The following is an 11,391-nucleotide window of genomic DNA, read 5'->3' on the forward strand; positions in this document are numbered from 1 at the left end:
AATTTGGAGAGCGAAACAGAAGTTGTTCCAAAATTGGGATGGTGTCACCCTCACTCAATCGCCTGTAAATAGTCAACCCGCTGCTTTTACCACTCTCGCCCAACCGCAGGCAATGGCTGTTGCCGATCGGATATTACAAGACTCGATCGTGACTCAGGGCAATTTACCGCTCAAGCCCAGCTCTGGCAAGAATATCGTCGTATTAGAAGAGATTTTAGATACTACCTTCCTCAGTCGTAGTACTCCTGCCGTCACTATCCCCACCAAACTCGGCTATCAACTTCAGCTTATTAACCGTCATAGCCCCACGATTACAATCGCGCCTGAAGATTCAGCTATTTTGCAACTTTTCATTCGGACTAGTCCATTTTCGGGCGGTTTGGGAATTACATCTGTGGCGAAACAATTATTTCAACAGTTATTAGCCAACGGACAATTACAAGGATTAGTTATTTACGGCAGTCCTTATTTAATGGCAGATTTCGCGCCACTTTTACCACCAGAAATTCCGTGCGTGTTCTGTTACGGACAAATGGCTGCGGCACAATCGATCGCGTTAGATCGGTTGTTTGGCATGTAAAATGAGATTATCGACCGTAGGGGCGGGTTTATGCTAATAATTGTAGATTCTACAGATAACCTAAAAACGAACCCGCCCAACCCCACTAGCAATTCAGAGAAATTATGCCAATCTGCGATCGAATTCGATCGGATCTTTATTCTCGATACTGCCAACTTTTCCCCCAGGGTGGTGTTCCGAGTCTTTTCCAAAACGCGATCGCGAGTCGTTCGTTGAGTTCGTCTAATACCGCATTATTATCGATATCTCGATCGACATGATTATAAATGCCATCGGTACCGACTTCGAGTGCGTACCAGCGATCGTGAAGATCTATAACTAAATCTACCGCACCAAAACTATAGTATAAACCTGTTGCCATTAAAGCTGCTGTGGCAACTTCGATCGCGGCTGGAGGTGGAGTTTCTTGATGACTGTATCTAGCACCGTTAGCATGAGATACCCACGGAGTGGAGATATTTGGATCGGCGAATTTTCTGGCATTAAATCCAAATAAATTACCATCTACGCAATAAAATCGATACACTGCTGGCTGAACCGATTCGATGAATTCTTGAATGAGAAATGGTTGCGGCCAATGTTCGGGAATTTCGCTAATATGTTCGATTAATCGATGATTCATGCCGCCGCATCCGGTGGGGTATTTGAGAATCCATCGATCGCGAGGATGGGTGGTTAAAATTAATTCTACATCTTTAATTGATGCTAAAATAAATGTTTTAGGTCTGTTAACGCCAAAAGCTTTGAATTTTTGTTCGATCTCTCTTTTATCTGCGGCAATATTAATCGATCGCAAGGGGATAAAACTACCGATCTGACTGGTTATTAATTCTGAATCGGTACAAAGAATATAATTAAGATCTCCAGGAGTTTCGCTAATATCTACCCACAGCGATCGCGAAAGCATCTGCGCCAAATCTTCAAATACCCATTTACCATCTGACTGATTTAAAATTCTAGAAATCACAATTATTAGTTTTAACCTTAATTGGTAAATCGATTTTTAATAACTATATTTAATAAAGACAATAACCAGATTAATCCACTCACGCCAGTAATACCAAATAAATATAAAGACCAAGCTGGATATATAGAACTAAGTAATATTGTGGCGATCGCGCTAAAGCTCGTTAAGCATAAATAGCTGAGATTACGAATGACTAAATGCAACCTTTTAATCGATCGATCGGTTATTTGCGATCGCATTAATGCTTCAATTTCTTGCTGTTCTAATTGTTGTTCTAGTTGACTAATTCGGAGCTTATTGGCATTAGGCTTAGTTAATTTATCTTTGAGATAACTAACGGCTTGCTTGCTTAATTTACCGACGATATTACCGCGTTCGGTAACTGCAAAGCTGCGGACAAATGGTTGGGCTGCGGCGACTAAATTATATTCAGGATCTAACGTGCGGGCAATGCCATCGAGGGTAGATAAAGCTTTAATAATAAAGCTCATCTCAGGGGACATTTGAAAGGGTTGCTGGATGAAGAGAGTCGTCATTTCACTTTTAATCTGCTCGAACTCCCTAACATCTACAGGTCGATCGGTAAAGCGTTCTAGCATGAACTCAATTACACGTTTAATCGGGCGCATATCTACAACTTCTTCGACTAATCCCAGTTCGATTAAGTTATTAGTAACAGCTTCACTATCTTTCTTCATTACCGCCCAAAAAGTCTCGATCGTGCGTTCGGTAGAAATATGTTTTAACTCTACCATCATCCCAAAATCGTAGACGACTAATTTGCCATCTGCCATAATTGCCATATTACCGGGATGCGGATCGGCTTGAAAAAAGCCATCGACTAATAGTTGTTTGAGATAACAACAAATTCCGAGCTGATTGATTTGTTTGGGGTCAAATCCACAGGCTGATAAGGTTGCCAGATCGTCGATTTTAATGCCAGGTAAATAACTCATTGTTAATACCTTATCGGTGGTGTATTTCCAATAAATCTCCGGGGCAACAACTTGTTGACTATCTTTAAAGTTCGATCGAAAGCGATCGGCGTTTTGACCTTCGTTGGTATAGTTAATTTCCTGAAACAGCAGGGTGAAAAATTCTTGATGGATGGCACGGAGTTCGGCAGCTCGTTTCTTAGGTAATAATAAATCGATCCACCAAAACAGCTTATTAATTACCTTAAAATCGAGTTCTAGTAATCGCTGTAAACCCGGACGTTGGATTTTAATTACTACATTTACACCATTCCGCAATTGAGCGCGATGTACCTGCCCTAAACTCGCCGCCGCCAGGGGAATCGGGTCGAATTGGGTAAATAATGTGTCGATAGAAGTGCCTAATTCTGTCTCGATAATTGCTACGGCTTCTTCGACACTAAAAGCTGGCACCCGATCTTGTAATTGACTCAGTGCTTCGGTATAAATCGGTGAAAAAAAGTCAACTCTAGTCGATAAAGATTGACCGATCTTAATAAAAGTCGGCCCCAATCCGATCGCGGTATCGACTAATTTTTGAGCGCGCCGACTGTGATATCGCTCGTTTTTAGTAGGTAGAACCACATCGCGCAGCAGATTTAACCCTAAGCCAATTGCTGCGGTAAAAATATCGAATTGTCTGGCTTGAGGTGAATATGGCAATTTTTGCCAGCGAAATTGCCGTACGGGTGAAATCGGATCGGCTGCTACCAATCTGGGCAAAACTGGTGAGACTTGCTGTCCGATCCGCATAGGGGCTAATTTCCTCAAGCTAGTGACGTTCGAGTACTGTCGGGATCGCGACAGTGAAACTAGTTTTGGCGATCGTGGGTTCTACCGCAGTACTTTCTACTACAATCGTACCTTGAATGTGGTCTACCATCGATTTAACTAGTGCCAAGCCCAAACCAGTACCCGCGATTGCCTGTTGGGTAACGCCCTCACCGCGCCGGAATCGATCGAATAAATTCGGCAGATCTGCGCTAGCAATTGGCTTACTCAAATTGGCAATCTTAAAGATCGCACGTTCTGGTTCGATCGTCAACCAGACTTCTACCATCGTTTTGGGGATGGCAAATTTACCAGCGTTGATCAGCAATTCTTCAATAATATGTTTGAGACTATCTGCGTCGGTTTCAATTTGAGATGATGTCGATGGTAAATGTAGCGATAACTCTATTTCCTTACTCTGTTGCCACCGCTCGGCAACAATCGTCGCTTGCTCGGAAACAAGTCTATCGATGCCGATTTGCTGGGGACGAAATTCTAATTGGTGCGATTCTAACTGTTGAAGTTTGAGGATATCGTTAACCAGTTTAATTTCGCGCTGACACTGATCTTCGAGGATATCGAGATATTGTTCGCGCCGAGCGGGATCGACATCTGCCTGACGTAACATCTTAATTGCTAACGACATACTCGTCAGCGGCGTGCGTAACTCGTGCCCGATCGTACTGATAAACTCATCTTTAAAATCGTTGGCTTGACGCAATTTCTCCATCCGCTTGCGCCCGACATCGTGTAACTTTGCCTGAAGTTGCAGGCTCGTTTGCACTTGAGATGTCCGGTTGGCGATCGCATTACCAGCCTGTTTGAGGGCGCGGCGTTGAATTCTGGCGAGGGCGATTTGTAAAATCTGCGCCTGGAGTAATTTTAATTCGACGGGATGCCACTGGCGAGAACGATCGTGTTGGAGTACCAACCAGCCCCACACCGCATCAGCAGGCTGGCGATTTGGCGTAACGGTGCCCATCAGCGGAATCATCGCGATACTCGGTAAACGATCGTCTTGAAAAACCAGCCGATCGATCGAGGTACTCTGGAGATCGTGCCCATTAAAGATCGTGGGATTGGGAGCATTTGCCAGCGCAGCTTTGCACAATTGCGAATTTTCGAGTAAAAAAGACGGCGGTAATGGGTGTCGCTCGCCTGGGCGGACATCAATTTCGGTGACGATTTGCACTTGAATCGGCGGCTTCACCGCAGGTGTCAAGCCACTTATGGGGAGATCTGGTTGGATGCTTGTTGCCACCGAGGATCGATTCTCCAGGGGAGCGGGCTTTCCGCCAACGACTGCGGCTGTTTGTTGGTTCGATCCCGAATTTACCGGGCGATCCCATTCCGAAACTTCAAAGGGTAAATCGGGTTCTGTTACTACTGCGGGAGCCGCTGTTTCGAGCGGCTGGGCGGGCTGCTTATTACTAGCTTTGAGAGTCAGCACCAATCCTCGCTTGAGTTGTAATGCCAATACCATATCCGATACAGCCACCTCAAACAACCGCTCCATCGGCTGTTTTTCGACGATCGCTTGAGTCAGCCGCTGGTGTAATAATGGATAGACGCTGGCGATTTTTGCTTGCGCTTGCAGATCTTCTTCAATTAGGGCAACGCCAACATAGTCAGCCACAATCTGCAAGATTAATTTTGTTTCTCGATACCATTCCACGCCTTTAGTCGCCAGAATTACGCAGCCAGTCACCTGCGCCTGGTTGCGAGTTTCAACGATCGTCACATGATAATCGGGTAGCAAGGGCATCCGCCACTGAATTGGTGTCGGCGCGGCGGGAATTTCGCACGTTGGCAGTCGATCGGAGATCGAGCTAGTCCGATGGCTAACACAGGCACTAGCCGCAACTCTGACAGTATCTGGAAATGTATACTGTAGGATCCAGCAGCCATCTGCTGCAAAGTTGTTAGCAATCGATTGAGCTAAAAGAGCTAGCACCTCCCGTCGATCTTCGCCAGCAGCAAGGGGCTGGACGATCTGAAGAATGCGTTGTCCGAAATAATCAATTTCGCGAGAGTCCTGCATGAGTAATCGATTCTCTAGTGAGAGGCTGCGCTAATGAGTGAGGGGCGGATGTAGATACTAGACCCACCCATTTATTGTGCCACACCCTTCGATCGTAGCTAATGGTCTAAGTAAGGATCTATCTATCTATACTAAGTATGCCCAATAACCGACGTATTATTGGTTATTTTTTCTCAGTATTCTGTATTTTTTTTTACAATAATTTATAAATCGGCTTGTCTGAGGGTTTTGACCCATTTGAGACGTTTGGGGAAAATTGCCATCCGGGCGATCGCAAAGGGCATGACTACCAACCAATGGAGGATGAATAACGATCCGATCGCCGTTTGGACGAGTAATGTTGCAGGCGCAACCACCGTCCCCGCCTGTTGATAACTGCGCCGCAACCCCACCCAAGCCGCCCACAACGGCAGAGCCACGCCCAATGTTGCCGTCATCGGCAGCAATAGCGGCGGATGTTTGAGCCAAAATGCCAGCAGAAAATCGGGAATCCCCGCAGGTGGGAGTAAATATTGAATCGATAAAAATGAAATCAGATCGATCGTTTTTTTCGTTCCCATCCGATTGCTAACGATCGGTTCCCAGTAGTCGAGATACCGCTGAAAGCCGCCTTCCGCCCAGCGATTGCGTTGATTCCACAAGGCGGTAACGGTCGTCACCCCTTCTTCACCCACTGGCGGATAAGACATAACTTCAATATCCCACCCCGTCAGATGCAACCGCAATGTCAGATCCAAATCGTCGGTGATCGTCTGTTCGTTCCAACCATCGCAACTAGCTAACGCCGTACGGCGGACAAATTGACCGTTACCGCGTAATTCGCCAACGCCACCGCTGTTTGTACGTTGTTGCTGGAGATAAGCGTCTAGAGCCATTTCTGCCCGCTGTCCGCGCGTGAGAAAATTAGTCTCGCTGTTGGTAATGGCTTTGCGAAGTTGGATCGCGCCGACAGATTCGGTTTGGAAGTGAGCGACAACGCGATCGAGAAAATCGGGCGTAACTTGTGCGTCAGCATCGAACACGCCGATTAAATCGCCCTGCATTAAGGTGAGGACTTGATTGAGCGCGCCAGATTTGCCCCCAGTCTGGTGTTCGGTGCGGTGGAGTACTTGCAGTTGCGGATATTTCCGGGCGAGATCGTCTAAAATTTCTGGTGTCCGATCGGTACTATTATCGTCGATCGCCCAGACTTCATATCGATCGGCTGGATAATTTAAACTGCACAGACTTTCAACCAAGTTGGTAATCACCGCAGCTTCGTTTTTAGCCGCAATCGCCAGTGAAATAAATGGATAAGTCTGGGGGGGGATAAATACGGGGGATGGCGCAATTTTAGTGGTTACCAATCGCAATGCTCCCAAGCAAAATACACTCGATATTCCCCAAGCCACCAGGTAGCCCCAACTAATTAAATGTAAAGCTGCAACGCCCAGCCACAATCCCCCCAAGATCGTCGCGGCTTTGAGTCGCCGATAACCCATCCCCACCGACCAATCGATCGTTGGAATGGTAGGGTCTTCAACGGTTAACGGTAAGCTGCGATCGGTCATGTTCGGGTGAAGATAGGAAGTAAATAGTAAATGATGAGAATTTAGGATCGACTAGACCTACGATCGCTCGATTTTCATTCGTTTATTTACACATCTTAACCTGAGTGGGCATGAGTACCAACACTATTTTGAGACTTCAAAAATTGGGGACGGGGGGACGGCAGTTCGGCTTCGCTCACTGACTGGGGGACGGGGGGACTGGGGGACTGGGAGACGGGGGGACGGGGATCGATTTTATTGCGTTGCAACCGAATCGGGGTCTAGTTCCCAGCGATTGCGATCGCGACGTTCGATCGTTTCCTCAATTGCTAACGGCGATCCTTCCTCGATCTCGATGCCTACAGCCTGTGCTAGTTCTTCGGTGTCGTTTTGACTGGGAACTGCGGTACTACCACCAACAGCCTCATCGCCATTAACAGCCGATCGATATGCATCTTCATCAAGATCTCTATCTATTAATTCATTCAGTTCTGGCTCTTTCATCTCTTTTTCCCGCAGTTAAAAATTGACAGCCCGATCGGCTTATTTAGAGCCTATCTAATCGGCTGGTAATAGTTATCTGCCAATAGGAATAAACAAGATCGGCATGTTCGCTTATCAGTCAAAACCGCTGTTAAAATCCGTAGCGGATCGACATTGTAAAGGTATTATCGCGGTAAATATTTGATGTGGGTCCAAGGGTGCGCCGAAAATCGATTTCGGCAGCATTCCAGCCCAAGAACAGCATGGAATCAGAATTGGGATCGAGAGCGTAGCTGAGATTGGCACCATAGGGATTGGTGGAAATATTTCGATCGGCAACAGTATAAAACGCCCCGATATTTAAGCGATCGGTTACTTTCCAACCGATATTAAATAGGGTTTTACTATCGGTCGATTCGGGTAAAATGTTGCCGATAAATTGCGTACCGCCGATCGAGATATCGCCGATATTGACATTTACCCCGGCATTGACAAAGCTTTGCGTCGATCGAACGGGGAGTGACTGGATGGTAATCGAGCCATCGACGATATAATTAGCATTGACTCCGATCGATAGATTATTGCGGGGGTTGGCTCCGAGCGGGATTGCTTGAGTTGTATTGACGAATAATTGGGTGGCATATTCCGGATCGGGATTGAGATAGCCGATGCCGCCGAAACTGTAGCTCAAGCCGCGCGGATTGACGACAGCGTAATCGGTGCCGACATAAGCTTTAATATTTTGCGGTGCTTGCGAACCAGAACCAATACTGGCGATCGCGCCTGTGTAGTACCGCCACAAGCTATTTTCCGTCAAACTCGTCCCTGTAAAACTCACATGGGGAAAATAATCGGTGCGTTGGCGCAGCGTCTCGACATCGACGCGATCGACATCGCGATTGTAGACGGTAACATAGCCTTGACTGTAAACATTTTGCAAGCTGCCCGAATTAAACCCAAAATTATTCAGATTTACCGCGACAGGAACGCTCCCGCCTTCACCGCCGCCACTTTGGACGATCTGCGGATCGCGGCGCGTGACATAATTATAATCGCGGACGACTTGCCGCTCGACGACGGGAGACAACCCAACCCAAATCGCTTGATGACTGGCTGCTGGCGGAATTTTGGGATCGGCACCCCGACTGATGGCGTAACCCGTTCCCGTTTGAAAGACAGTCTGACTGTTCTCAGGAATTCTAATCGCATTAGCCGCGCGGTAGAGATTGGGATTGACCACGATCCGCGTCCCTGGTGTGCCAGCAGCGATACTGGGTCTAGCTGCTGGTAACACCTGACCGAGGGCGACTACACCCAGATTAATTGCCTGGTTGCGCTCGTTATTAGTCAAAGTAACCGATCGAATTGTCCGTCCTAGCACCGATTCCACGCCATTGGTGGCTAAATTCTGATTCATCCGCGTGTAATTGACCGCGACCCCAGCAGTAATATCTTCCCGACGGCTGCCTGTAGAGACGGGATTGGCAGACCACGGAGTTGTAACTAACCCGATCGCGGGGACGGTAAGATCGATGCCATAGTTCTCACCATTGGCACCACCTTGAAATCCTGGCTCTCGAATTGCGGCGACTGATGCAGGCGAAATAACATCGCCAAATTGCGAAGTAACAGTTACCCCCGTCGGCTGGAGTTGGCGATTGAGATTTGATTCATCGATCCTCAGTCCGGGGAGAAACGTACAAGTGCGTCCCGAACCATCCAGACAATCGCCGTCGAGACTAATTTGTTGGCGCACCCCCAATAAAGTTTGGGGTTGGGAGACAGCAACAGTCAGATCGCGTTGACGCTCGATGCTCCGCACGCCGACAGATTCGATTTGGCTATCGACGCGCAATACCACATCCTTGGTGACGCTTTGAATATTCTCGGATTTGATGACTTTATAGACATTAAAATTGAGGTCGCTCGTCCGAAAATTCCCCGATTCGTAGCCAGTTTTAACGATCGTCGGCGTAAAGTGCGAGATTTTATCCCCATTGAGAATAAATTGTGTCGAGAACGGATCGACGGTAGCCGGATCGAGTTCGCGGGGTGGGAGGATAAAGCGCGAATCTGGTTGCGTCGGCGCATTTTGCGATGATACGGCTGGCGTGTTATTCGGTGCGACGATTAACTCTGGCGTAATAATCGAGTTCAGTGGGTTGGTGCTATCGAGCCGAGGGATGGCAGGGATCGAAATCGGTGTGGAGAGGGTAAAAATCGGGGTGAGATTGGGTACTGGAAATACCTGTGCCAGAAGTTGCGGTGCGCGGGGATTAGTTACTTTCTGGGCAACATTGGCGTTTGGTGTTTCCCGATCGGATTTGTTGAAAATCTGACTGGGAGAAATATTGTCACTGTCAAATAAATCGCTAGTTGGCTCGGCGACTGGCGATGCCGCTCTAACGTTACTCGCAAGCGCAACAGCCCAACCCAACAGCGCGATCGGGTAAGATCCTAATTTGATAGCAGCTTGAAGATAAATGAATAATCGTGCAGTCATACTTAAAGAAGGTCGTCGCGATCGCAAAGTTGAGTTCGGACAAAAAATATCCATCCTAGAACGTTCGTTCGGCGTTACCTGTGGCGAACTAAACTAGTGATGGATAAATTGGCTGTCGATGGTGAATGTGTTAGCACCGACTCAGGATGAAGTCTGAAGTCGGCGCAACTCAATTACTATTTGACAACTGCGGGGAGGTACTGTAAACCAGCAGAAGAACCAGTGTACTGATAGTTAGTTCCTACCGAGCTACCAGAAATAGTAGCAGAATCTTTTTTGGTAGCACTTTGTGAAGCACTAGCGTTCAAGCTAGCGGTTAATTTCACGTTAGCTTCGCTACTAGCAGCAGCTTTAGCAGCTTCGATCTGTTCTACAGTCAAGTTAGTGACTTTTTTGCCTTTGGTGGTAAGGCTGAGTCTTTCAGATTCAAAGAAGGAAGCTGATTGAGAACTTTTTTGAGCAGCAGCAAAGTCAACCGCCGCTTGTGCTTTGAATTCACTGTTGGAAGTGGACTCGGAAGATCCTTGAACCTTACTTTGAGTGTTGAAAGTTTCGTAGGAGAGAGTTACAGGTGCGCTAAAGCCGTTAGCAGTAGCACTAGTACCTTTTTTGTTACTTTGAGCGGCAGCAGTCGCGAGGGTTTCGCCAGTAGCTACAGCAGCAGAGAGTTCTTGAATGCCGCTACCGCCACCAGTAGCCGTGCTGCCAGGATTAATGGTGAAGTTACCAGTACCACCACTTTTTTGGAACTTGATCGATACCGCAGCAGCAGTAGAACCAGTAGTTGGGCCAGCATTAGCTACCATGGGGGAAGCAATACCAGCAGTAGTAGCAACGAGAGCGAGAGCGATTTTAGTAGTGAAATTCATATGTTCTGACTTTCTATTTTGGGTTGAGTAATGTATACTTTGGTCAGTGTTTTATTTGATAACTCGTTAACAAACCCCACTCAAAAGTGATGGTTGCTGAGTCTAGTGCTCGCAACCCGCCGATCTCACTTTTCGATCGTCGAGCTGTTAGCGGGTTTCTTTGTGTTTGCTTATCCACATGCTCGAAAGTTAGTTCGAGCGTCCAGCAAGATTATTGAATGTAACACCCAATCATCGCTCGAAACGCTTGTGGAAAGCTGCTTTCAAAACCGTTCATACTTTTATATTACGGGCACTTCTTCTACTTAGCAAGTGCTGTATCGAATTTTACGTTATCTAGCCGATCGCTACTGAGCGGGTTAAATGGCTAGAGTAATTGCCATAGCAAGATTGTGGGGATGTATCGTCCAACAGCGCGATCGAGTCTCACAATCCCAGACATGCGATATTAGCGCAATCGATCTTAACTTAACCTTTACAGCGGGTTCGTTTGTAAGGATTGTCGGATAGAGTGATTCGGGTAAGAGTACGTTAAATTAACCCAAGTTGCTACCTATAGAATGCCTGCGACTAAAGTCGCGGCTAATGCTGCAAAGTCCGCCTACGCGGACTAGTTTATTAGTCCGCGTAGCGAAAAGTGCGGTCTTGGGCGCGAGCTTTGTGGGGGAAGCTTC

General features: G+C 47.1%; 8 protein-coding genes and 1 pseudogene. 2 read left to right on the forward strand and 7 right to left on the reverse strand.

Going from position 1 to position 11,391, the window contains the following annotated elements:
- A pseudogene (locus RMO79_RS18660) lies at positions 1 to 580 on the forward strand (beta-glucosidase); the annotation flags it as partial.
- A 136-nt stretch (positions 581 to 716) separates the two neighbouring features.
- On the opposite strand, the gene RMO79_RS18665 reads toward RMO79_RS18660, so the two are convergent.
- The 7 genes from RMO79_RS18665 to RMO79_RS18695 form a co-directional block, all read right to left on the reverse strand.
- On the reverse strand, positions 717 to 1,547 hold the full coding sequence (locus RMO79_RS18665; protein WP_310484744.1) for an ATP-grasp domain-containing protein: 831 nt from the start codon (positions 1,545 to 1,547) through the stop codon (positions 717 to 719).
- A 17-nt stretch (positions 1,548 to 1,564) separates the two neighbouring features.
- A complete protein-coding gene (locus tag RMO79_RS18670) occupies positions 1,565 to 3,274 on the reverse strand; it encodes an AarF/ABC1/UbiB kinase family protein (protein ID WP_310484745.1) in 1,710 nt (569 codons plus the stop codon).
- A gap of 19 nt (positions 3,275 to 3,293) precedes the next feature.
- On the reverse strand, positions 3,294 to 5,333 hold the full coding sequence (locus RMO79_RS18675; RefSeq protein WP_310484746.1) for a HAMP domain-containing sensor histidine kinase: 2,040 nt from the start codon (positions 5,331 to 5,333) through the stop codon (positions 3,294 to 3,296).
- A 203-nt stretch (positions 5,334 to 5,536) separates the two neighbouring features.
- On the reverse strand, positions 5,537 to 6,883 hold the full coding sequence (locus RMO79_RS18680) for a glycosyltransferase family 2 protein (RefSeq protein WP_310484747.1): 1,347 nt from the start codon (positions 6,881 to 6,883) through the stop codon (positions 5,537 to 5,539).
- Positions 6,884 to 7,117: 234 nt separating this feature from the next.
- Entirely contained in the window at positions 7,118 to 7,366 is a 249-nt protein-coding gene (locus RMO79_RS18685; protein WP_310484748.1) for a DUF6335 family protein, read from the reverse strand.
- A 130-nt stretch (positions 7,367 to 7,496) separates the two neighbouring features.
- The gene (locus RMO79_RS18690) at positions 7,497 to 9,848 is read right to left on the reverse strand and encodes a hypothetical protein (RefSeq protein WP_310484749.1); all 2,352 of its coding nucleotides are present in this window, start codon (positions 9,846 to 9,848) and stop codon (positions 7,497 to 7,499) included.
- A 176-nt stretch (positions 9,849 to 10,024) separates the two neighbouring features.
- Positions 10,025 to 10,717, reverse strand: coding sequence for a hypothetical protein (locus RMO79_RS18695; protein WP_310484750.1), 693 nt, complete (start codon positions 10,715 to 10,717; stop codon positions 10,025 to 10,027).
- 363 nt (positions 10,718 to 11,080) lie between these two features.
- On the opposite strand from RMO79_RS18695, the gene RMO79_RS18700 reads away from it, so the two are divergent.
- A complete protein-coding gene (locus RMO79_RS18700) occupies positions 11,081 to 11,227 on the forward strand; it encodes a hypothetical protein (protein ID WP_310484751.1) in 147 nt (48 codons plus the stop codon).
- Positions 11,228 to 11,391: the final 164 nt, after the last annotated feature.

Origin of the sequence: Chamaesiphon sp. VAR_48_metabat_403, assembly GCF_031422475.1 — a bacterium.
Taxonomy (GTDB): Bacteria; Cyanobacteriota; Cyanobacteriia; order Cyanobacteriales; family Chamaesiphonaceae; genus Chamaesiphon.

Bases quoted from the DNA above. Each gene is read 5' to 3' on its own strand.
- RMO79_RS18680 (WP_310484747.1), bottom strand. From the start codon at position 6,883: ATGACCGATCGCAGCTTACCGTTAACCGTTGAAGACCCTACCATTCCA.
- RMO79_RS18695 (WP_310484750.1), bottom strand. From the start codon at position 10,717: ATGAATTTCACTACTAAAATCGCTCTCGCTCTCGTTGCTACTACTGCT.
- RMO79_RS18685 (WP_310484748.1), bottom strand. From the start codon at position 7,366: ATGAAAGAGCCAGAACTGAATGAATTAATAGATAGAGATCTTGATGAA.
- RMO79_RS18675 (WP_310484746.1), bottom strand. From the start codon at position 5,333: ATGCAGGACTCTCGCGAAATTGATTATTTCGGACAACGCATTCTTCAG.
- RMO79_RS18690 (WP_310484749.1), bottom strand. From the start codon at position 9,848: ATGACTGCACGATTATTCATTTATCTTCAAGCTGCTATCAAATTAGGA.
- RMO79_RS18700 (WP_310484751.1), top strand. From the start codon at position 11,081: ATGGCTAGAGTAATTGCCATAGCAAGATTGTGGGGATGTATCGTCCAA.
- RMO79_RS18670 (WP_310484745.1), bottom strand. From the start codon at position 3,274: ATGCGGATCGGACAGCAAGTCTCACCAGTTTTGCCCAGATTGGTAGCA.